This is a genomic window from Neobacillus niacini, assembly GCF_030817595.1.
Lineage (GTDB): Bacteria > Bacillota > Bacilli > Bacillales > Cytobacillaceae > Neobacillus > Neobacillus niacini_G.
This window is the reverse complement of sequence record NZ_JAUSZN010000001.1, coordinates 4,973,177-4,997,370: the sequence shown is the minus strand read 5'-3', so window position 1 is coordinate 4,997,370 and position 24,194 is coordinate 4,973,177. Positions and strand designations below refer to the sequence as shown.

Annotated in this window: 17 protein-coding genes; 3 read left to right on the top strand and 14 right to left on the bottom strand. The window is 39.9% G+C overall.

Annotated features, from left to right (window positions below; translation table 11 throughout):
- Positions 1-102: 102 nt before the first annotated feature.
- Both QFZ31_RS23650 and QFZ31_RS23645 read left to right on the top strand, forming a co-directional pair.
- Positions 103-2,028: a beta-glucoside-specific PTS transporter subunit IIABC gene (locus QFZ31_RS23650; RefSeq protein ID WP_307307641.1), complete on the top strand. Its 1,926-nt coding sequence runs from the start codon at positions 103-105 to the stop codon at positions 2,026-2,028.
- Between the two features lie 79 nt (positions 2,029-2,107).
- Entirely contained in the window at positions 2,108-3,520 is a 1,413-nt protein-coding gene (locus QFZ31_RS23645; RefSeq protein WP_307307638.1) for a 6-phospho-beta-glucosidase, read from the top strand.
- Positions 3,521-3,614: 94 nt separating this feature from the next.
- Here the strand turns inward: QFZ31_RS23645 and QFZ31_RS23640 are convergent, their stop codons facing one another.
- The 6 genes from QFZ31_RS23640 to QFZ31_RS23615 all read right to left on the bottom strand — a co-directional run bounded on the left by QFZ31_RS23640 (position 3,615) and on the right by QFZ31_RS23615 (position 14,321).
- Positions 3,615-6,680, bottom strand: coding sequence for a glycosyl hydrolase 53 family protein (locus QFZ31_RS23640; protein ID WP_307307635.1), 3,066 nt, complete (start codon positions 6,678-6,680; stop codon positions 3,615-3,617).
- A gap of 897 nt (positions 6,681-7,577) precedes the next feature.
- Positions 7,578-9,638: a beta-galactosidase gene (locus QFZ31_RS23635; RefSeq protein ID WP_307307632.1), complete on the bottom strand. Its 2,061-nt coding sequence runs from the start codon at positions 9,636-9,638 to the stop codon at positions 7,578-7,580.
- Positions 9,639-9,674: 36 nt separating this feature from the next.
- Positions 9,675-10,526 carry a sugar ABC transporter permease gene (locus QFZ31_RS23630; protein WP_179602813.1) on the bottom strand — a complete coding sequence of 284 codons (852 nt, stop codon included), beginning with the start codon at positions 10,524-10,526 and terminating at the stop codon, positions 9,675-9,677.
- A 3-nt stretch (positions 10,527-10,529) separates the two neighbouring features.
- Positions 10,530-11,786 (bottom strand): carbohydrate ABC transporter permease, encoded by a 1,257-nt coding sequence (locus QFZ31_RS23625; RefSeq protein WP_307307626.1) that lies wholly within the window; start codon positions 11,784-11,786, stop codon positions 10,530-10,532.
- A gap of 125 nt (positions 11,787-11,911) precedes the next feature.
- Positions 11,912-13,186 (bottom strand): extracellular solute-binding protein, encoded by a 1,275-nt coding sequence (locus QFZ31_RS23620; protein WP_307307624.1) that lies wholly within the window; start codon positions 13,184-13,186, stop codon positions 11,912-11,914.
- A gap of 142 nt (positions 13,187-13,328) precedes the next feature.
- Positions 13,329-14,321 (bottom strand): LacI family DNA-binding transcriptional regulator, encoded by a 993-nt coding sequence (locus QFZ31_RS23615; protein WP_307307620.1) that lies wholly within the window; start codon positions 14,319-14,321, stop codon positions 13,329-13,331.
- Positions 14,322-14,514: 193 nt separating this feature from the next.
- Here QFZ31_RS23615 and QFZ31_RS23610 point away from each other — a divergent pair, with 193 nt between their 5' ends.
- A complete protein-coding gene (locus QFZ31_RS23610; protein ID WP_307307617.1) occupies positions 14,515-15,714 on the top strand; it encodes an MFS transporter in 1,200 nt (399 codons plus the stop codon).
- Between the two features lie 319 nt (positions 15,715-16,033).
- Here the strand turns inward: QFZ31_RS23610 and QFZ31_RS23605 are convergent, their stop codons facing one another.
- From QFZ31_RS23605 to QFZ31_RS23570, 8 genes are all read right to left on the bottom strand, one after another.
- Positions 16,034-16,963, bottom strand: a complete 930-nt coding sequence (locus tag QFZ31_RS23605; RefSeq protein ID WP_307307615.1) for an aminopeptidase — start codon at positions 16,961-16,963, stop codon at positions 16,034-16,036.
- Positions 16,964-16,980: 17 nt separating this feature from the next.
- Positions 16,981-17,742 (bottom strand): IclR family transcriptional regulator, encoded by a 762-nt coding sequence (locus QFZ31_RS23600; protein ID WP_307307611.1) that lies wholly within the window; start codon positions 17,740-17,742, stop codon positions 16,981-16,983.
- Between the two features lie 182 nt (positions 17,743-17,924).
- Positions 17,925-19,196: a M20 family metallopeptidase gene (locus QFZ31_RS23595; RefSeq protein ID WP_307307607.1), complete on the bottom strand. Its 1,272-nt coding sequence runs from the start codon at positions 19,194-19,196 to the stop codon at positions 17,925-17,927.
- On the bottom strand, positions 19,193-20,143 hold the full coding sequence (locus QFZ31_RS23590; protein WP_307307604.1) for a DUF1177 domain-containing protein: 951 nt from the start codon (positions 20,141-20,143) through the stop codon (positions 19,193-19,195). The genes QFZ31_RS23595 and QFZ31_RS23590 overlap by 4 nt, the downstream gene beginning before the upstream one ends.
- Before the next feature lie 15 nt (positions 20,144-20,158).
- Positions 20,159-21,136, bottom strand: a complete 978-nt coding sequence (locus QFZ31_RS23585) for an ABC transporter ATP-binding protein (RefSeq protein WP_307307602.1) — start codon at positions 21,134-21,136, stop codon at positions 20,159-20,161.
- Complete coding sequence (locus QFZ31_RS23580; protein WP_307307600.1) at positions 21,129-22,142, bottom strand: ABC transporter ATP-binding protein; 1,014 nt, start codon at positions 22,140-22,142, stop codon at positions 21,129-21,131. Before QFZ31_RS23580 ends, QFZ31_RS23585 begins: the two co-directional genes overlap by 8 nt.
- 23 nt (positions 22,143-22,165) lie before the next feature.
- Positions 22,166-23,029, bottom strand: a complete 864-nt coding sequence (locus tag QFZ31_RS23575) for an ABC transporter permease (RefSeq protein WP_307311766.1) — start codon at positions 23,027-23,029, stop codon at positions 22,166-22,168.
- Between the two features lie 29 nt (positions 23,030-23,058).
- Entirely contained in the window at positions 23,059-24,024 is a 966-nt protein-coding gene (locus QFZ31_RS23570; RefSeq protein WP_307307597.1) for an ABC transporter permease, read from the bottom strand.
- Between the last annotated feature and the right edge of the window lie 170 nt (positions 24,025-24,194).

The following is a 24,194-nucleotide window of genomic DNA, read 5'->3' as shown; positions in this document are numbered from 1 at the left end:
TCTATCTGAATAACCTGTATTTCTTTGAAACACACTAAACCAGTGTGCTCATAGAAATACAGGTTTTTTTATTGTAAGTAATTAAAGAAAGAAGGTGTTGAGATGAAGTATGAACAATTAGCAAAAGACATTATACAAAATGTCGGTGGAAAAGAAAATGTCAACAGCGTTGTCCATTGTATTACTCGTTTACGTTTTAAATTGAAGGATGAAGGAAAAACGAACACAGATGTTATAAAAAACATGGAAGGCGTTGTCACCGTGATGAAAAGCGGTGGTCAATATCAAGTAGTTATCGGAAACCATGTGCCAGATGTATACAAAGCAGTAGTAGACGTCGGCGGTTTCCAATCTCAATCAACTGTTGATACGCATGACGGCGGTAAAGGTCAAAAATCAAGTTTCATAGATATTATCTCAAGTATTTTCACCCCAGTTCTTGGCGTGCTTGCTGCAACCGGGATGATTAAAGGGTTCGTCGCCCTGTTCGTTGCACTAGGCTGGCTACAAAATACCTCCGGAACTTATCATATCTTAACCGCAATCGGTGACTCCTTGTTTTATTTCTTCCCTATTTTTCTAGGCTATACGGCCATCAAAAAATTCGAAGGGTCGCACTTTATCGGGATGGCGATTGGAGCATCACTGGTTTATCCGACGTTAACTACCTTAACAACGGGTGACCCAATCACCACTTTATTTTCTGGGAGTGTGTTTCAGTCCCCCGTTTATATTACTTTTCTAGGGATACCGGTTATTTTAATGAGTTACGCATCTTCGGTTATCCCGATTATACTGGCTGCTTATTTTGGAGCAAAAGTAGAGAAATTTTTCAAAAAGGTTATACCGGATGTCGTTAAAGCATTTATTGTACCGTTTTTAACTCTATTAATTGTGGTTCCGCTCACGTTCCTTGTCATAGGGCCAGTGGCCACATGGGCCGGTGTCCTTTTAGGTCAAGCCACTCTTTGGTTATATAATCTCAGCCCGATGATTGCAGGTCTTTTTGTCGGTGGTTTATGGCAGGTATTCGTTATATTTGGACTTCACTGGGGTCTTGTCCCTATTGCGATTAACAATCTTACCGTGCACGGCGCAGATCCAATTCTTGGTACCATGTTTGCAGCTTCCTTTGCTCAGATTGGTGCCGTACTGGGAGTTTGGTTAAAGACGAAGGATCAAAAATTAAAGTCACTTAGTTTACCTGCATTTATCTCCGGTATTTTCGGTGTAACGGAGCCAGCTATTTATGGAATAACACTTCCTCTAAAAAGACCGTTTATTATTAGTTGTATTGGCGGCGCAGTCGGTGGGGCAATTTTAGGTTTTATGGGCTCGCAAATCTATATGGTTGGGGGTCTTGGTATTTTTATGATCCCTACCTATATCAGTCCTAAAGGAGGACTAGATTCGGCGTTTTGGGGATCCATCATCGCGATGATTGTCGGGTTTATCGTCGGCTTTGTCTTAACTTGGCTGTTTGGAATGGGAAAAAATAATACAGCAAAGGAAAATACGAAAACAGTTGAGTCCACACCTACTGGTCAAACCCAATCAAATTCGAGCCATGGAAATGAGGTTCTTTTTAGCCCATTCAATGGTGAAGTAAAAGCTCTTTCTGAAATTAAAGATGCTGTATTTGCCTCAGGGGCACTAGGACAAGGAGTGGCAATAGAACCTTCCGAAGGAAAGTTATACTCCCCTATTTCTGGTACAGTAACAGCACTTTTTCCAACGAACCATGCGATTGGAATTACCTCAAACCAAGGAGCAGAAATATTAATTCATATCGGAATGGATACCGTTCAGTTAGAAGGAAAGTTTTTCACCTCTCATGTCTCGCAAGGAGCGCGAGTAGAAAAAGGTCAGTTACTAGTTGAATTTGATATTCCAGGTATCAAGGGGGCAGGATATATTGTCACTACTCCTGTGATTGTCACAAACACCGACCAATATCAAACCCCGATTATAACTGACCAAAGGCAAGTAAAAGCTGGCGATCGATTATTTGAGTTGAACACGAAGTAAAGAGGTCCCACTAGGACAAACTAATCGTTGAGACTTTTTAAAGGGATGATTAACGCAAATTATACAAGGGGTGAATGGGTTGAGTTCACAAACTAGAAAATTCCCAGATGGTTTTTTATGGGGTGGAGCGGTAGCCGCTAACCAATTGGAGGGTGCCTATCAGGAAGACGGAAAAGGGCTGTCCACTGCAGATGTTTCACCGAATGGAATCATGAATCCTCCTGATTTTTCAATGACTCAATTTAATTTGTATCATGAAGGTATCGATTTTTACCATAAATACAAAGAAGATATTGCCTTATTTGCCGAAATGGGATTCAAGGCGTTCCGTTTCTCGATTGCCTGGACACGTATCTTTCCTAACGGCGATGACCAAGAGCCTAACGAAAAGGGCCTTCAATTTTACGACGATATGATTGATGAGTTACGCCGATATAATATTGAACCCGTTGTGACAATTTCTCACTATGAAATGCCGCTTGGGCTTGTTAAAAATTACGGCGGTTGGAAAAATCGTCAAGTCGTTAATTTTTATGAAAAATTTGCTCGTACCATTTTTACTCGTTATAAAGATAAGGTAAGATTTTGGATGACCTTTAATGAAATTAACGTTCTCCTTCATGCACCGTTTACTGGCGGCGGGCTGCTTTTTGAAGATGATCAAAAGAACGAACAGGACATTTACCAAGCGGCCCATCATCAATTTGTCGCAAGTGCTCTCGCCGTAAAAGCCGGGCATGAAATTATTCCGGTATCCCAGATTGGCTGTATGATTGCGTCGATGATCACCTATCCGTATAGCTCAAGACCAGACGATATGTTTGCAGCCTTAACACAGGACCGAAAAACCTTATTCTTTTCCGATGTACAATCAAGAGGCTATTATCCAACCTATATGTCGAATTATTTTATCGAAAATAATATTGATTTCAAAATGGAGGATGGCGATTTAGAGCTTCTACAGGAAAATACTGTGGATTACATTGGCTTTAGCTATTATATGTCATTTGTGGCGAGTACCGCACCAGAGCACGAAGCTGCAAGAACAGCCGGAAATCTGTTCGAAGGGGTGAAAAACCCTTATCTACAAGCCTCAGAGTGGGGTTGGCAAATCGACCCGAAAGGCTTAAGAACGGTATGTAATCAGTTATATGACCGCTATCAAAAACCGTTATTTATTGTTGAAAATGGACTTGGTGCAGTCGACAAAGTGGAGGAAGACGGTAGTATTAATGATGATTACCGTATTGAATACCTACGCGAGCATATCAAGGAAATGAAAAATGCCATTGGCGACGGGGTCGAAATTATGGGGTATACGTCATGGGGACCAATCGACCTTGTGAGTGCCTCGACTGCAGAGCTGAAAAAACGCTATGGATACATTTATGTCGACCGTGATAGCCAAGGGCAAGGTTCAAATGAAAGGATTAAGAAGAAAAGCTTTGATTGGTATAAACAGATTATTGCTACCAATGGAGAGGACCTTTAAACAATTCGATATATCGATTACGGGTACTAAACACTTAAGCACCACTATTAAAAAAGAGAGGGGAAACTCCCCCCTCTCCTGCTAGTTATCCACCTTATTTTTTCGAATTATTAAGCTTTACAATAATCTGATTGGATTGGATCACAGAATTTCCGGTATGATCCCATGCCTTGTAGGTTACAGTATAAACTCTATCCCCGCTTCCACTTCTCTCTGCTCTTAGTAGAAAATCAGTATCAAAGGTTCCAAAGTCTGCTCCCTGAATATCATGGAGTGTATCCCCATCACCTTTTCCGTTTCCTGGTTGATTACTTGTAATGGATACTAGTTCAATTCTCTCTAGCCCTGAAAGAGTATCTGCGCCTTCAACCAACGCTTTAATTGGAATAAGCGCATGGTTTCGATCGGTTAGGACGCTCGTATTAAACGACACATTCAATGTTGGAGCACTTTTATCGATTTTTACTGTAACAGATTGAACTTCTTCAATGTTACCTAAGAGATCTGTACTTCTGTACTGAACCACATTTTCTCCTTCAGCACTTACATCAAATGACCCCTGATAGGTTTGCCAATTACCGGTATTAAGTTTATACTCTGTTTTTGCAACACCAGATTTATCATCTAAAGCATTCAGAGTAACATTTACACTCTCGTTATACCATCCATTACGGTCTTGCCCAGAAAGGACCGCCTCCGTTACGGGTGCCTTGGTGTCACCATCCACGCGATATAAATAGAAATCATCTAATGTACCCCATGCACCTGCGTTTGCTTTGATACTTGCCCCGATGGTAATGGTTCCATCTAGAACAAGGATCTCCTTGATTTGAGGATTGCTCCAATTTACCCAGCCGTTTACGGAGGTATTGGCTTTTAGTTCTTTTTCGCCAGTTTTCGCAAACAAGTACATTTCTGGGTTCGCTGCTTCCCCACCTTGCAGGAACATTGAAAGGTTGTAATAACCTGGTTCTAAACCTGTAATGGTTTGCTCTACTTTGAAATCCACACCTTTATCTGAGTAAAAATGTAAAGCATATTCTCCTGATTTCGCGTCTGAAGCCTTTTTTTGGAATGAAGTATGTGGCTGAGTTCCATTTCCATAACTAACCTTCCACATTGCTCGATCACTATTTTCAAAGCCAGGGTTTACCACATAATTTTTAGGATTGATGGTAAGATGTGCTTTTACAGTCGCTCCACCTTCAACTACGCCTTCAATTACATACTTTCCAGCACCGCTGTTGATCGCTTGTTCAAGTGCAGGTGCATCCCAAGTAACAGAAGTCGAGCCTATTGTTCCATTATTATAGGTAACTGTTACGGTTTCAGGTAAAGTAATTTCTTCTCCTAGAATTGCACTTACGGTAACATCTTTAATTTCATCGATTTTTAACGGTGCAACTGCTCCCGTATCAACATAGTTAAACACGTTTAATGAAGGTAATGGTTTACCAGTGAAATCAAACAAAGCTTGGTTATCTACTGCACTTCCGCCATACCACGCACCTGCATCATGTGGATCATATTCCCCAGCGAAGCTAGTTGCCCAGCCAGAACCATACTTTTCCCAGATTGCCTTATTTTGCTCAAACTGAGTAGCTGGACCGACTGGAAGCCATGCCGGTTCCCAATAAAACACACCAATTCCCGCTTCTCCAACATTAGCAACTGCTTGGATTACGTCTCTAACCGAATTCGCTTGGCCTTGAACAGTAATCGGGTAATTTAATACCTGACCGGAATCCTTCGGTGCTGTGTTTCCGTGGCCATCTCCATCTTCAGCTGTATACGCATAAGAGGTTTCAGCGACCATTACCTTTTTGCCATAGGTATCGGCAACATTTTTCAGAACAGCCGTTAAATTGCTTAAGGTACCATGCCAGAATGGATAATAAGAGCTGGCAAAGACATCATAGTCTACTCCGTTATCATGAAGTGTTTTTGCTAAAGAGGCATATCTTCCTGCAGTTTCCGGATTTGTAAAATGTACCGCTACTAAAATAGTAGAATCTACGGCTCTAATCGCTTTACTACCCTCATTGAAGAGTGCACTAACCTTTGTCCAATCCTTCTCTCCTGCAACTCCACCATTTGTTTCATTCCCAACCTGAACCATACCAATGTTAATTCCTGCAGCCTTCATCGCTTCTAGGCTTTCTTTTGTATAGTTGTATAAAGCGGTTTTCTTATCTTCAAAACTTAAGTTTGCCCAAGCCTTTGGTGCTTGCTGTTTAGCAGGGTCCGCCCAGAAATCAGAGTAATGGAAGTCTACTAATAACTTCATTCCATTTGCTGTTGCTCTTTTCCCAATTTCAATCGCAGTTGCTAAATCGTTGTTTCCACCGCCATAACCGTTTCCAGCAGCATCAAATGGATCGTTCCAGACGCGAACACGTACATAATTGACACCCGAATCTGCTAATGTCTTAAAAATATCTTGTTCTGCGCCTGCTTCGTTTTTAAATGTTACGCCACTGTTTTCTAATGAAACTATACTCGAAACGTCTACACCTTTAATAAAGTCCTTACTGATACCTTCTACTCTTTCAACAAAAATATCAGCATCCACTGGATCAGGGACGCTAGCATTCAGCGACTTTAACGTTACGCTATCTAAATAGCCCCAAGCCTTTGGTGCACCACTCACAATGGCACCCACCTCAAAATTTGAAACTTCTTCACTAACCTCAAAATTCAGCGTGATTGTTCCCCAGTTATTATAGCCTGTAGTTGCTGCTGCATTTGTCATTTGATTTCCAGCAAATAGTTTTACAGATCCCGCTTCCGCACCTGCACCACCCATAGAATGGATTGATAGTTCGTAGCTTCCAGCTGGAAGTTTTGCTAGAGTCTGCTTAACAGTAAATGATTGGGTTTCGCTTGCTGTTTCTTTAATCCAATATTTAAATGCATGCTCACCTTCATCCTTCTTAATATATGGATCTCCGGAATAGGAGAAGTATTGTAAATCAAGATGATTCCAAACAGGTGCTTCAACTTTCCATGATCCATCATCCCAAAAATCTGATTCAAATCCCCCATTCACCAAAGACGGTAAAGCTGCTGCATTTGCGGGTTTGATGTTGATCAATAATGAACTAAACACCATTAAAAACGCTAAAAACATTGCTACAATTCTGCCACTTCGTTTTCCCATTCTCCCATCACCTTTACAATAATTTGTATTGTCTGCTTATTAATGATGTCAATCTAGTAGTAAGCGGTTCCAATTAATCTAGCAAACTTATTTATATGAATAGAAACCACCCACCCTAAAAATAGAATGAATGGTTCCATCATCATCGTCTTGCGCCCTCAAACCCCTTTCTTGAGGACAGATCTCTCTCCTGCATTCTTAGTTTTGTCCTCAAGACCCTTTGTTGAGGACAAATCTCTCACTTACATTCTTAGTTTTGTCTTCAAGACCCTTTGTTAAGGACAGATCTCTCTCCTGCATTCTTAGTTTTGTCCTCAAGACCCTCTATTGAGGACAAATCTCTCGCTGGGGATTCTTAGTTTTGTCCTCAAGACCCTTTATTGAGGACAAATCTCTCGCTGGCATGCTTAGTTTTGTCCTCAAGACCCTTTATTGAGGACAAATCTCTCGCTGGCATGCTTAGTTTTGTCCTCAAGACCCTTCATTAAGGACAGATCTCTCTCCTGCATTCTTAGATTTGTCCTCAAGACCCTCTATTGAGGACAAATCTCTCGCTGGGGATTCTTAGTTTTGTCTTCAAGACCCTCTATTGAGGACAAATCTCTCGCTGGCATTCTTAGTTTTGTCTTCAAGATCCTTTATTAAGGACAGATCTCTCTCCTGCATTCTTAGTTTTGTCTTCAAGACCCTTTGTTGAAGACAAATCTCTCACTTGTATTCTTAGTTTTGTCCTCAACATACCTTATTAAGGACTAATTTCGGTCACTATAGAAGCCTCTAAGTGACCGAAAACATTTTTGACTGTCGTTAGTTACAGTATTATAAAAAGAGTCCAACTGTCCGCCTGAGGTGGACAGTGTCCACCGACGGTGACAGGCACCCAAATTGGTACCCGAACTATTTCCTCTTCTCAAGGATTCTTACTTCATATTTTTCTAGGGTGAATTCACCTGATAGCTCTTCACCGGTAAGATGGTCTGTTACTGGTGTTTCGATGGTGATCGGCTGTTTTTCCTCTGTAAAGTTCATGACGAATACGTAGTCACTTTCTACTGATTGTCGAACTTGAACGGAAACGCCTAGCCCGTGATTTACTTTAAAGGCTGGTTCAAGTGACAGATCATTGATCAATTCTTGGTAGAAGTCACGTTGGAACTGGTCTTCTAGTCGGCCGCCAATGTAGTAGGCTTTTCCACCTTGATACTTATTGCTTGTTACCGCCGGTGTTCCTGCATAGAAATCATCGGTATAGGTGGCTTCCACTGTTGCTTTTCCAACCTTAATAATCGTTGCATAATCTTTTAATTCGTAAGATTGATTGCGATAGGCCACAGCATTTCTATCACTTGGATAGTACGTATCTGTTTCCACGGGATTGATTCCAAAAATATCTTGCAGATCCTTGTGCCACCCGCCCGTATAGGTTAAATCATGTTCATTAACAATGCCGCTAATATACGTCGTTACTAACGTACCGCCGCCGGCCACAAAAGCCTTAAGACGTGCAATTGTTTCTTCACTGACTAAATAAAGCATTGGAATAATCAATAATTTATAGTTCGAAAAATCCTGTTCCTTCGTAATGACATCAACGGGAATATCCTTTTCCCAGAAAGCCCGATAATGCTGAACCAAGGTTTGCGGATAACGTTTTGTTTCCAACCCGTATCCTTGTGCATCATTAAGTGCCCAATTGCTTTCCCAATCATAGAATATCGCGACTTCAGCAGGACGATTAGTACCAACAATATCGGAAAGTTTTTCAAGCGTTTTACCGACTTCGGCAACTTCTTGGAATACGCGGTTTTCTGAACTATTGTCATGATCGACAACGGCACCATGGAATTTTTCCGAAGAGCCGCGGGATTTCCGCCATTGGAAGTAAAGAACACTATCAGAGCCATGTGCCACCATTTGCATCGAAGCAAGCATATGCATGCCAGGTCGTTTCGCTTTGTTGACTGGGTGCCAGTTAACCATGCTTGGAGTGGATTCCATTAGTAAAAATGGCTGCTGCTTTAGGGAACGATATAAATCATCAATAAAGCCTACTCTCATTGCTAAATCCGCTGTGCTCTCCCAATCATTATGCCAAGCAGGATAAGCATCCCAGCTGATAACATCCAAATGCTTTGCAAATTTGCTATAATCCAGCGCTTGGAATGGGATTAACTCATGTGTGTCCGCCATAAAGTTTGTTGTAATGGGAACCTCTGGGGTTAATTCTTTAATCGGAACAATCTCATTTTCAAAGAAATCAATGGTTTGGTCGGTAACAAAACGGCGCCAATCTAGATTTAAGCCGTGAACCATGCTTTCTCCGATTGAAGAAGGGGATTCAATTTGCGACCAATCTGTGAAAGTGTGGCTCCAGAAAGGGCCCCACCATGCGTCGTTTAAAGATTTTAAGTCGTTGTTATATTTCTTTTTAAGCCATCCTCTAAATGCGTCCTGGCATAGGTCGCAATGACATTCACCGCCATACTCATTTGAAATATGCCACATAAGTAAAGCTGGATGATTCCCATAACGTTCTGCCAGCAAACGATTAATCTTCTGCGTTTTTTCACGATAAACAGGCGAAGTAAAACAGTGATTGTGCCTGCCGCCATGCAGCATTTTAACTCGTGAACCATTCACACGCAGTACCTCAGGGTATTTTTGTGACATCCAAGCAGGTCTAGCCCCGCTTGGTGTCGCCAAAATCACTCGGCCATTAATGCTATAGATGTCATCGATCACTTTATCAAGCCACTCAAAGTTGTAGACACCTTCTTCCGGCTCAAGTGCCGCCCACGCAAAAATTCCGACCGAGAATGTATTCGTATGGCTCTTCTGCATTAATTTAATATCGTCTTCTAATATATCTGGACGGTCTAACCATTGGTCCGGATTATAGTCTCCGCCGTGCAGCATAAAGTCAGCCTTCGTCACGTAAGTTTTTTCATGTTTAGACATAGTAATCTCCCTTTACATTTGTTACTTACTTCACCATTACCCTTTCGTACCACCTGCAGTTAAGCCAGAAACGAATTGCTTTTGCAGCAGCAAGAAGGTAATCGCAATTGGAATACTAATTAAAATCGCACCGGCTGCGAATGTTGTATAACTCGCACCCATTACATCGTTCACTAATTTATATAATCCAATTGGTAATGTGAAAGAATCAGGTGTTCTCAGAATAACCGATGATAAAACGAAATCCCCAAGCGGACCTGTGAATCCATTCATTGCTACAACCGCTAACATCGGTCTTGATAATGGCAGGATAATTTGCCAAAAGATTCGAGTGTTGCTGGCGCCGTCAATCTTTGCGCTTTCATCTAAATCCATTGGAATCGAATCCATGTAGCCCTTCATTAGATAGGTATTCATCGGTATTTGTCCGCCAATATAGAGAAGGATTAATAACCAATGACTATTCATCATCCCAAGAATTTGCGCTAATACAAACAGTGCGATTAACGCAGCAAATTGAGGAATCATTTGTAATAACAGAAACAACATTAATGCATTTTTTCTTCCTTTAAAGCGAAAACGTGAAAAAGCATAAGCTGTAAACGATACCGTGATCATTGACCCCAGCATGGTAAAAATGCTGATTTTCAAAGAGTTTAAATACCATTTACCATATTGAAGACTTTCTTTTCCCGCAAATAACTCTTTATAATGCTCAAGAGTTGGGTTTTTCGGGATTATCGAGGTACTGATTAAACTGTTACCTGGGTTAAAGCTTGCCCCTACGGTCCAAAGTAAAGGATAAATAATCAGCACAGTCATAAAAAGCAGCAGGGCATAGGTAAAAAATAGACGAACGAATCGGTTGGTTTTCATAGTTGTCTGCATATTTTATGCCCCCTCCTTGAATGAATTTGTACGTCTAAATTGCCATAAGGCGATACCGATAACGAAGATTGATAATAAAATCGTTAAGGCTGCGGCAAGCGAGTATTGACTTGATTGCATTGTCAGTTTATAGATCCATGACACTAAGATGTCGGTTCCGCCAGCTGTTGATCCAGCCACCGCAGGACCACCGCCATTGAAAAGATAAATAATATTAAAGTTATTAAAGTTAAAGGTAAACTGCGTAATGACAATCGGTGCCATCGCAATTAAAATCATTGGCATCGTAATATTCTTAAATTTAGCAAAAATGGAGGCACCATCAATGGTTGCCGCTTCGTATAAATCCTCAGGAATCGACTGAAGGACACCTGTTGTTACGATGAAGATATAAGGGAATCCAAGCCATCCCTGCATAAGGATTAGTGCGACCCTCGCCCACTTCTCATCTGTCATCCACGGGATAGGATTCATCCCAAAAAACGCTAAAATATCATTGTTGATCGCACCAAAACTATCATTAAATAGTCCTGCAAAGATTAGGATTGTTACAAACCCAGGCACCGCCCATGGTAACACCAAAATAGTACGGAAGAATTTCTTGAAGCGTACTTCCTTTTGATTCACTACAATCGCTAAGAAAACACCAAGACTTACTTGTAAAGATGATGCTACAAGCGTCCAAATAACCGTCCACGCTAAAACATCAAAGAACGTGGAACGCCAAATATCAACCGTGAAGATTTCCGCAAACGTTTCTAGGCCCACCCAATCGGCTAAGTTTGCAGGTGGCGAATGGTACAAATCATAATTGGTAAACGCTAATGCGAAACTAAACAAAATCGGAAAGATTACCGCAAAAATTAATAAAAACAGTGATGGACCACTAATTAAGTAAGGATATCCTTGTCCAATTAAATTTTGATATTCACTCTTCAGTGAAGTGACAGGGAAATTTTCATCTCGCAGCTTTCCATTTTTATATGCATCTTTAAGATTCCAATAATAAATACCTAGTCCAAAGGCAGAAACAATTAAAGCAATAATTCCTTCTGCTAAAAGAAAGATGGAGTTATCGCGAGGTACTTCCGTTCCTAAGGTAAAGAGTCCCCAAAACCCCATATTCAATAGGTCTCCAAATGCGACCACAAACGAAGCACCAAGAATAAGGAACACAAGACCCTTCACCCATTGCTTATTATAAAACTGGCCTAGTCCAGGTATGATAGATAAAAGCGGGGCTATCGTACGATGTTGCACTTTCTTCACCTCTCTATATAGATGACCGTTAAAAATGTTACTTTTTATTGGCTCTAATATTCAAATTCATATAACAAATGGTGTCAAACATAAGTAGCGTTTGACACCATTATTTGATTTACTACTTATTTTTTACCATGTTTTGCTTCAATTTGACCTTTGATGGTTTCAACCGCTTGATCTAATGCTTCTTTTGGTTGAGCTTTACCAGTTGCAATTGTTTGCAGGGCAGAATCAGCAGGTGCCCAAACTTCGTTCATTTGAGGAATATTAGGCATTAATACTGAGAATTTAGATTGTTCAGCAACAGCTTTTGCAGCAGGGCTTTCAGTAACAACAGGATCATTAGCCAAAGATGCTACAGCTGGAACTTCCTTCGTAATTTCATATCTTGTTTTAGAGTTTTCTTCGTTTGAAATAAATTCAACAAACTTTTCAGCAAGCTCAGGGTTTTTAGAATAAGAACTTACGTTATAGCTTTTTACACCAATAAATGCTTGCATGTTCTTACCATTTCCAAGCTCAGGTAATTTTTGTACACCGAAGTTAACGCCTGCTTTTGTAAATGGCTCGATATTCCATGGACCAGAAATAATCGCCGTAGCTTTTCCTTCAGTAAACAATGATTCGATTACATTAATACCTTGTTCACCAACAATACCTGCTGGGAATAAACCTTCTTTATAGAACTTTTGGATATATTGTGCACCCTCAATGGCACCAGCATTATTTAGTCCGATATCAGTTGGATCGTAACTGCCGTTGTCATCTTGACCAAAGATGTAACCGCCATATCCGCTTAATACACTGTTTGCATAGTAGATTTGATCAAATAGTGCTAGGAAACCAAACTTTTCACCATTCGCAACACCTTTAGAATAGTCATACCATCCTTCAAGAGTAGTCGGCAGCTGGTCCTCAGAGATTAGGTCTTTATTGTAGAAAAGCATTGTTGTTTCTACAGCTTTCGGTAATCCATAAACCTTACCTTCAACCTTTTGTGCATCCATTGCAGCTTCTGTATAAATTCCTTGAGTTGCATCATCCACATCTAATTCTTTGATTAACCCTTCAGTAACAGCTGTACCAATCTGGTCACTTGGCATAGTAAGAACGTCTGGACCTGTACCTGCTGGTCCATCAAGACGTAAGTCCTCTATTTGTTTTGTATATTGTTTTTCTACCATTTTTACTTTTACATCATTTTCTTTTTCAAACTTGGCAATGGCGTCTTTAATACCTTCACCCTTCATAATGTCTTCCCAAACAAGTAACTCTTTCGGTTTATCTGCTTCTTTTGTGTCTCCGCCTTTAGCGTCATCCTGTGGTCCACATGCTGCTAAAGATAAAGTTAAAGCAACACCGCTCATAAGGCAAAAATATTTTTTAAACTTTTTCATGGATGTACATCCTTTCAAAATATATTAATAATTCCTTTACTTGACGCTTTATGAAAGCGTTTCAGTAAATATAATATACCACTGACTAGAAAACATGTAAACAATTTTTTTACTTAAATTAGTAAATTGTTTTACTCAAACTTCAGTTAGTACTTTTTCGAATTATTAACTCAGAACCAATATACAATGTTTTCACTAGTTTTCTTTTTTCCATTACTCGTTCGAGCAATAGCTGAACCGCATTTTTACAGATTTCCCTTAAATCAATATGAAAGGTAGTAAGTGGCGGTGAGACATATTTTGTCACACTAATATTATTAACACTGACGATACTTACACGATTTGGGATGGCAACACCGTATTCATTCAACGCCTGAAGGCAGCCTACTGCGATTGGATCAGCTGCAATATAGAAGGCTGTTGGCAGCTTGTCCCCCAGCTGTTGAATAGCATTTTTCATGAGAATATAACCACTTTCTACAGAAAATCCCCTGCGATGAAAAATATAAGAATCCTTCAACAAACCCTTTTGCTCCATATATCTGCGAAACACACGCTCCCGCAAATCCATTTCATCCTCACCGGTGTTTGGATTGTGGTAAGTCCCTCCAATAAAACCAATCTCTGTATGACCTTTTCCCATTAAGAAATCTACCGTTTTTCTTGTAATTTGCGGGAGATCAGGTCTTACAGAGTCAAAATGATTCGGATCAGGTGATGTATCTAGAAAGACCCCATTTGTCGTTATACCTCTCAAATGTGAAAGTTCTTTGTCTGAAAAAGTCCCTACAGCAATGAATCCCTCAATCGTATCAGGAATCTGATGAATGCCATCGGAAATTTTGTAAGTAATCATCTCAACATTGAATAACCTTGCCATTTTTTCTATCTCAATGCGCATTGTTTTAAAATATACATCCTCTAATTCTTCTATATCCGTTAGCCAATATAAAAAAGCGATATTCTTTACTAACAGCCTCACCGTTTTCTTGCGGTAATTGAGCTCCTCTGCCACATCATAAATCTTTTCACGTGTCTCATCTGAAACAGACAGACTTTGGTCATTATTTAGAACCCTTGAAACAGTAGAAGCCGAGTAACCCGACTTTTCGGCTATATCTTTTATCGTTGCCATTGTGAAACCTCCATATATTCATAGTGTGCAATTCTCAGGATGCGTATTATTTAGTAAACTTATTTACTAAATTTTACGCTATTTTTTATTTAATTTCAAGTGAATATTCCATAATAAACATGTGGACATGAATCTTCTTTAATCGGTATACTTTTGATTTGAAATAGTTTAGAAAGGATAGAGGGGAAACAATTTGAGTCCATCACAAAAATTATTACTCAGTATTCATGCTTGTTTCGGCTTGGCCACTACAATGTCAGGCTTGTTCTTAAATCTCTATCTATGGAGACTTTCAAATGATTTGACAGTAAACGCTTCCTTTATCCTTGTAACATTCTTTTTTGGTACCGTCTCTTTTGCTGTCGGTGCACTGCTGTCAAAAAAGACAGATAGAATCTTTAGTTTTCAAATCGGGATTGGTTTAACAGCGTTATTTTATTTACTTGTGATCCTATTACAGGAGAAGACCGCTTCGTATCCAATGGTAATCGGCATTTTGAATGGAACAGCCACAGGTTTCTACTGGTTGGGCTACCTAGTGTTGATTTATGACCTTGTGGATAATCACTCACGCTCACAATTTATGGGAAAACAAATGGCCGTATTTGGATTAGTCAATACATTGGGTCCGGCCATTGCTGGATATGTCATTTCTAGCCTAAATTTTACTGGGTACAACCTTGTATTTTCTCTATCTTTATTATTATTTTTTACCGGACTTATTCTTAGCTTTCGGCTTCCGAAAGATGCCTCGCCTAAAAAACCTTTATATTTACGATTATTATGGAGGGTTAACAAGCGGAAATCAGCGTTAAAACCAATGTGGTTTGGATGGTTAATTTGGGGGACTTGTGAAGGAATACTTGCTTTCTTCCCAACAGTCATCTTATTTATGACCGTTAAGAATGAATTTCTCGTTGGAATCAGCTCCATCCTGTTTGGAACCGTTGCTATCCTTTCAAGTCTATGGCATAGCAGGTACAACAATAGAGACCGAGAACCCTATACCTTACTGATTGTCTGGTTGATGTACTTCCTTGCTTGTATCCCGATGATTCTCACTATGAATATATGGACAGTCTTTATCTTCCTGATTGTCAATGAAATCAGTAAAGCATTAATAGGAGTAACCTATTTCAGTTTCATGTTCAGGTCCATTAAGGATTTGCCCAAGTCAGGGTTGCGGACAGAATCAATGGTCATGAGGGAAATCATGCTTAACATTGGCAGACTACTATCAATCACCACGTTTATTTTGCTTTACCTGGTGGCTAAAGAGCTGACCATTTATTATTTTCTATTTGTGATATTCATACAAGGATTGCTATTTAAGATCCTTTCTGCCGAAAATGATGGGATTATGGTTAGGAAAAATATTAAAATCTATAGTTAAGTCGTACTTCAGCAGCAGCGAGCACTCGTTGCCGTTTTTTGTCAGGAATGAATTCCGCTTATATTTCATTGATTTCCGATGATGGGTAGGCAGTTTTTTGAAAATACAAGTCGGGGCTCCTTTGGAAAACTGGACTGTTCTCTTAACTTTATAAAAAACACTAAAAACGTGTAGAGTCTGCAAAACTCTACACGTTCTTAGGCACCTTCGCTTTTTAATAAATCAAACAATTCTAATTATACGATAACAAACCGTTGCCAATAAACAATTGGCTTTAGTTTTTATTAATAATTTTTACCACCATGTGCTTAATCCATTATCATCCCCCGATAATGATTTTGTCATCGATTTTGACAATGGGGTCTTTAATGACGCAGTCGATATGGACTCCTGCCTCATTGGTGCCACCAAATGGTTTGTTGCTTCCAAATGCAATATGTACAGTTCCAAATACTTTTTCATCTTCCAAGACGTTTCCAGTTAATCGGGCTTTTTTATTTGTTCCAATTCCAAATTCTGCGATCACTCGACCATTGCCATCACCAAGTAATTCGAGTAAACGCTTACCTACTTCACCATCTGCATCAGTTAATCTCCCATTTTGCACTGTTAAAGTGACAGGCTCCCGAACGACACCAATTCCTGCAATCGATCCGTCAACCATAATCGTCCCATTCGCAGAATCTTCAAGGGGTGCAACATAACTTTCACCTGAAGGCAGGTTTCCGGATTCTCCTTTTTCACGAAAAACACCGGTACTTGGAATCCCCGGTCTCCCTTTTATCGAAAAGGTCAATTTCATATTTTCCTTCTCGATGGTAACCTGCTCACCTTCATCTAGCAAGCTACAATAATACGCGGTTAGTTCCTCTACCTCTGCATAATCTGCCGTGATGGCGCCCTCTTGGAGCATATCCATTGTAACTCCTGGCATTGTCGCAATCCGAGCACCTGCTGCTGAGGCTTCTTTTCTAGAAATGGTATGTGTAAGAGAATGGTGGGTAATGCACAGAGCGACATCTGTTGCTTTCATCGCATTAGCAACAGGTTGTGGTGGCTCTTCGCCCGATTTGGATCTCGTCACCATCCTCATCAGGATGGTTTCATTACCTAAATTGATACCTGCTTGATAAAACACATCGGCAATTTCCGATGATTCAGAATCAGTAACAATTAAGATATTCTCGTTTTCTTTGAGATTTAAATTATGTTTTAATATAGCTTGGGCTACTATAATTAATTCTTGCATTTTTTCCTCCTAAAGCATTAGACCTTTAATTTTAATTGGTATCTTTCAATCGTATCACTTATCAAGTCTCTTGCCTTTTTTAGGGGTATGAGGTATTCTTGTATTTTTTCATCTGACATCCGATAAGTTGGGCCAGAGACGGTTACAGAACCGATGATCTCCCCTTGTTCGAACAACGGGACTGCAACAGCGATAACATCGGGCGTATATTCACCCTGACTTTGAGCCCAGCCGGATTCCTTTATTTTCTTCAATTCAGCTCTTAGTTCATCTGGATCAGTCATGGTCGTTTTTGTGTACTTTACTAAATCGTTCTCAATAATCGATTCAATCATTTCATCAGGCAAGTAAGCTAAGATTGAGCGATAAGAGGCTCCTACGTATAATGGCGCTCTGCTTCCTGCGGTAACCGAAAACTTCACTTTATTCTCAGGTTCTAAAACCTCAAGTGTAACTGCTTCACTTCTATCTAATATGGTTAAAAAAATCGATTCACCGGTTGCATCCATTAAATCATTAAGTATCGGACGAATTAATTTATTTACATTTAGACTTTCATACATAATCATTCCTAATTCCCATGGAGCATATCCTAATGAATACCTCTTTGTAACCTTATCTTTCGAAATAAATCTATTTTTCTCCAAAGTTTCGAGAATTCGATAAATATTGGTATGATTTAAACCCAGTTCATTGGCGAGCTCTCTTCCTCCCCAAACTGGTCTTTCTCTAGTAAACATCATAAGCACCTTTAGAGCCAAATCTAGCGTTTTTAACATAGAGATTCCCCCCTCTTTTATTACATACATAATTTTTCCTAAAAGCAAGAGGATTTCTATAATTTCCCGCAGTTACCAGCCCTAAACTTTTCAGAAAATATCCATGGTATAGTAACTACGGGTAATAGCAACGAGCAAGGACGCAAACTCAAAACGAAACCTTTACTTTGGTATAAATAAACTTACTTTTCATTCAGGAAATCAATCACTGCTGCAATATAAACCTTCGCACAACGAACGATATCTTCTACCCTAACTTTTTCATTGTACCCGTGTATACTAGGCAAGTAGGCAGGTCCGTATTGCAGGACAGGAATTTGGTAATCCCTAAAGTGGCGGGCATCACTGCTAGCCCATTGCATAACTCCATATGCCTCTTTTCCCGTTACATAGGAAATATTATCAACAATTGCTCGGCAAACAGGATCTTCAGCAGACGTGTAGTTTGCCTCGCTCTTAAATCCGAATTGATGAATTTCATAGCGAATTCCCAATTCATCAAGATTTTTGCGTAAATATGAAGTAACAAAGTCTTGTGTCACGCCAAAAGGTAAACGGCAGTCAATCTGGACTTTACAGCTTTCAGGGATTACATTTGATTTTGTTCCACCTTGAATCGTCCCAATATTACAAGTGATTTTTTCAAGGACAGGCTGGAACTTTTCACGGTCTGTTTCAACTTCCCTCATATACCGTTTCGAAACTTCAACTAACCCTTTTGCTTCCTCAGGAATTTCTATTTCTAAATCCCATAGCGATCTAATTTTTTCGATGGCCGCGATGGCGTCCGTTATCGCATTATTACCTGCTATTGGTGATAAACTACCATGACCGGGTTCACCAAAAACCTCCAGTTCAAACCAGTAAGATCCTTTTTGACCAATTGTTGGGTTCAATGGTGAGGAAGGTTCTGCAATTAAAGCGCCATCCCCTGTAATCAAACCGTTTTTAAGTAGCCATGGAACACCAAATTCTCCGCCCGTTTCTTCATCCGGAACGATGGCCAAGGTCAGCTTGCCAGGTAATTCAACATCTAATCGTTTTAATAGACCAAAGACGAAAATCAAACCGCCAAGGCCAGCTTTCATATCGCTCGCCCCTCTTCCAAGAAGCCATCCATCCTTTACTTCTCCAGAGAATGGATTGAAGTCCCATTTAGACAAGTCACCAGCAGGGACCACATCTGTATGCCCACAATAGATTAAATGCTTTCCTTTATTCTCTTCTCCTATCGAAGAAATTAGATTAAACATTTTATCATTTGATTCATGCCACTCGGATTCCAATCCAAATTGATTTAGGTAGTTTGCAATAAATTCGGTTATTTCGGTTGAATCTCCCGGAGGATTTTCACTTGGAATCTGAATTAATGAACTACAAAGCTCGATTAATTCATCCTTTCTCTTTTCTACTTCGTCAATGAGTACTTGTTTTAAACTAGTTAAATCACTCATTTTACTGTCACCTTATTTCCCTTTGTTTGTAGATGAGTCATTTTCCCATAAAGAGATTCTAAAGTTGCAAATTCCTCTTGATCGTAAAATGAACACTTATTCTCACCAAAAAGCTTAGCCACTTCGATCACATAACGAACAACTTGTTCTACATCTAATGGATGTGTTGCACCCGTTCCACAGCCAGCTACTGCTGTTTCAGTTGTAATCGCTACGCCGACAACAGGACTCGTTGTTGCCACTGCAGGTTGAAGAATACTATTAACATGATAAACACCATTTCCGTATGGTGTAATATCTTGGGTTGTAATTGGCAGGGTTACTGGCAGGATTCCCGTTGATTGCGTATAAACCTTTAATAAATCATTGCTAATCTTTAAAATATATCCCTCTTTTACTGTTGGGGTAATCGCAAACCCTTTATGGTTGGTAATCATATTCCCTTTTGTGGTATCAATTGATAGAATCGCATCCATCTCTTCCGTCACTTCATGATTATTCATCGCTAAAATATCGACAGGAGAGTCCATGAATGGTACAGGGTCATGTGGTAAGGTTGGTGCTGTTGGACAGATATGTGTAGTTAAAATAACATCGCCATTCAGCTGATCACCTTTACCACCCATATCAAGAAGCTTTGCTGCAGCCGCAACACATGAAAGTGCACCATCACCATCCGAAACAAATCCCTTTACTTCTGGACGGGCTCCAATTCCACCTAACCGGCCAATAATCCCTAGGGTAGGCGCATTCCCACCATTTAGCTTGCCATTTTTACCAGGCACGACAATCTTAATAAAATCAGTTGATCCTTTCTTGCCTTCAACAGTTTGAACTGTTACATTTCCACGAGTTGAAATCGTTTCAAGATAGTTTTTTACATCCAATCCTGATACATGAATATTATCCATTAAATCTAATACTTCGGTAACATGCTTTAATGACATTTAAAATTCCTCCATTTATAAGTTATCTTGTAGATGACAGGCAACTCGCTGATTGCTTCCAGTCTGTTTAAGCTCTGGATAAACACTTTTGCAAATATCCATTGCATAGGCACATCTTTGGTGGAAATGACAGCCTGATGGTGGATTAACAGGACTTGGTACATCGCCTTTTAAAAGAATGCGTTCTTTCTTCTCATAAGGACTTTCTTTTGGAATTGCTGACAGCAATGCTTTTGTATATGGGTGCTGCGGATTTTCGTATATTTCATCATACTTCCCGATTTCAACAATTTTACCAAGATACATAACGGCAATTCTGTCACACATATACCTGACAACGTTTAAGTCGTGAGAGATAAAAATATAAGTTAAATCAAATTTCTTCTGTAAATCCTTTAATAAATTTATCACCTGCGCCTGAACGGATACGTCCAAAGCGGAAACTGGCTCGTCACAAATAATAACATCTGGATTTAGCGCTAGCGCACGAGCAATATTAATACGCTGCCGTTGCCCCCCAGAGAATTCATGAGGATAACGGTCCGCGTGGTAACTACTTAATCCGACGACTTCTAATAATTCATAGACCCGTTCTAGTTGTGAGTTTTTGTTGCCGACACGATGGATTTCTAGAGGCTCTGCGATTAACTGTTTAATCCTTTTTCGCGGGTCCAATGATGCATAAGGGTTCTGGAACACCATTTGTATTGATTTTCGAGAAGCACGAACCTCTTTTTCACCAAGAGAAGCTAAATCCTGTCCTTTAAATTCAACCAGACCTTCCGTTGGACGGATTAACTGATTGATTAAACGAGCCATGGTGGACTTACCGCAGCCCGATTCACCTACGATTCCAAGCGTTTCACCGCGAAAAACCTCAAAACTAACACCGTCAACGGCTTTTACATTTTGTTTCGATTTTTTGAAAGGAAGCGCATCTTGAATAGGAAAATGCTTTTTTAAATTTTCAACCTTAATGATTGCTTCATTCATGATACGCCTTCTCCTTTCTCTCCAGCCTAGTCTCGTTTGTTTGAAAATGGCAGGAAGCAAAATGTCCTTCCCCTACCTCAATAAGCGATGGCTTTGTGGAGTGGCAAATATCCTTTACATAAGGACAACGAGCAGCAAAGTGACAGCCTTGTATTTCCTGACGTAAATCTGGCGGGGTCCCTGGAATGGCCGATAACCGCTCTTCATTCTCTACATCACTATTAATCTGCGAATCTAATAATCCCCAAGTATAGGGATGAAGTGGATTATCAAAAATCGTTTTTACACTGCCAGATTCAACCGTATTCCCTGCATACATCACGATGACCTTATCACACATTTCCCAAACGACTCCTAAATCATGAGTAATCATAATAATAGAAGTGTTAATCGTATCCTGCAGATTTCTCATCAAATCAAGAATTTGTGCTTGTACAGTTACATCAAGTGCAGTTGTTGGCTCATCGGCAATAAGCAGCTTGGGATTACAGGCCAGGGCAATGGCAATCATGACACGCTGCCTCATCCCCCCTGAAAATTCATGGGGATACATGCGGATTCGCTTTTCAGCTTCTGGAATTCCAACTAGCTTAAGCATATCGATGGCTGCCTGTTTCGCTTCTTTCTTCGTCACCTTTCGATGTGTACGAATGGATTCCATAATTTGATCCCCAACAGTAAAAACAGGATTTAAGCTTGTCATCGGATCTTGGAAAATCATAGACATTTCATTACCACGTACCGAACGCATTTCTTTTTCCGATAACGTAAGAAGATCTCTCTCCTCAAATAAAATCTTTCCACCCGCGATCTTTCCTGGCGGACTTGGAATAAGTCGGAGTAAGGCGGTTGCGGTAACACTTTTTCCAGAACCAGACTCACCAACAATCCCCAATGTCTCTTTCTTTTTTAGTGTAAAACTAACACCATTAACTGCTTTTACAACGGAAGACGAAGAGCGAAACTCCACTTCAAGGTCTTCAACCTTTAATAAAAAATCTGACAAGCTAGTCACCCCCTTGTAAACAATTAAACTTTCATTTTTGGATCCAATGCGTCCCGTAATCCATCCCCGAATAAATTAATACCAAGAACGGTAAGTAAAATTGCTAGTCCTGAAAGAGTAGCCATATGTGGACTTAACACTAAAAAGTCTTTTCCATCCTTTAAAATACTCCCCCATGACGCGGTCGGCGGCTGCACTCCAAGTCCTAAGAAGCTCAATGCCGCTTCAGAAATAATCGCACCAGCAATACTCATCGTTCCATAAACAATTAATGGTGCTAAACAGTTAGGGAGAATATGCTGAAAAATAATTCTGCCATTCGTTGCACCTAGAGATTTCGTTACCTCAATGAATTCTTCTTCCTTTACACTAAGAACTTGTCCGCGGACGATTCTTGCAAATCCGGGAATATTGGCAACACCAATGGCAATGATGACATTGACAAGCCCTTGCCCTAAAACAGTCATTAAGGTAATCGCAAGCAAGATAAAAGGAAAGGCGAATAAACCATCCATCGTTCTCATGATAATCGCATCAAGTCGACCACCAAAATATCCTGAAACCAAGCCTAGCAATGTTCCAAAAACAGCTCCAAAAAGTACCGCTGAAATTCCAACAATCAAGGAAATTCGCGCCCCATAAACAAGCCGACTAAACAAATCTCTTCCATAATTATCTGTTCCTAACAAATGACCGTTGGTGCCAGGCACCGCTAAAGTATTTGCCACGTCCATCTTATTGGGAGCAAAGGGTGCAATCCACGGTGCAAATATAGCTATAAGGGTCATAACAACCATGATTAGCAGTCCAATAGCTGCCAGACGATTTCGAATCAACTTCTTAAATACGCCTGGTTCTTTATATAATTTGTTCTCTTTCAAATTCATTGCCGAAATGGATTTCTGTACCGAAGCCATTACTCCCCTCCTCCTTTTTTCGTGGCATAATTCACTCTTGGATTCACTACTTTGTACATGACATCAACAAATAAATTAACAAGCACGAAAATCACAGCGATAAACAGGACAGTTCCTTGAACAACAACGAAATCTCTTTTATCAATCGCATCAACAATTAACCGTCCCATGCCCGGCCAACTGAAAATCGTTTCTGTTAAGACAGCTCCCCCGAGCATCATTGAAATTTGCATACCGAGAACCGTTAATAATGGAGTAAGGGCATTTTTAAAAGCATGCTTGCAGATAACCCAAAACTCACTCAATCCTTTAGAACGCGCTGTTTTTATATAATCCTGCGAAATAACCTCCAGCATGCTTGAACGTGTAATCCGAGCAAAGGTTGCCATCGGAATGGTAGCAAGAGTAATACTCGGTAAAACCAGGTGCTTTAAATAGGGAATCAAGCCCTCCTCCATCGTCCCCATCCCAGTGGCAGGAAACCAACCAAGATTTACACTAAAGTAAAGAACGAGCATGACACCAAGCCAAAAAATTGGCATTGATACACCTATTAAAGAAATCAGCATAACCGAATAGTCTAACGGAGAGTTCTGTTTCCAGGCAGAAATAATTCCGGCTGGAACACCAATAACAAAAGCAATTAGTAAGGCACTAGCCGCTAAAATTAGTGTATTAGGAAAACGATCCAAAATTAAGTTTACAATTGGTTCATTATAAGTAAGGGATACACCAAAATTAAAAGTTAGAAGGTCGCCCATATACTGAAAGAATTGGACATATAAAGGAGCATTTAAGCCAAGCTTTTCCCTTAATTCATTTACATCTTCCACACTTGCTTGCGGTCCCAGCATGACACTTGCAGGATCACCGGGAATCATCCGGGTAATGATAAAAACAATTACAGCCACAACGAATATAGTAGGCAATAGATCAACAAGCCTTCTAATAATATATTTCCCCATACGTACCTCCTTTTAAATCACAATTTGAAACACTGATTCATTATGTGAATAATCAATAGTTTATCACCGAGATAATTAGTTGTAAATATAGAATAGTCAAAAGAAATATTGTTTTTAAAAAATTTAAAAAACTTATTTACTACTCCTTTTGAATGTGATAATTTATTTCT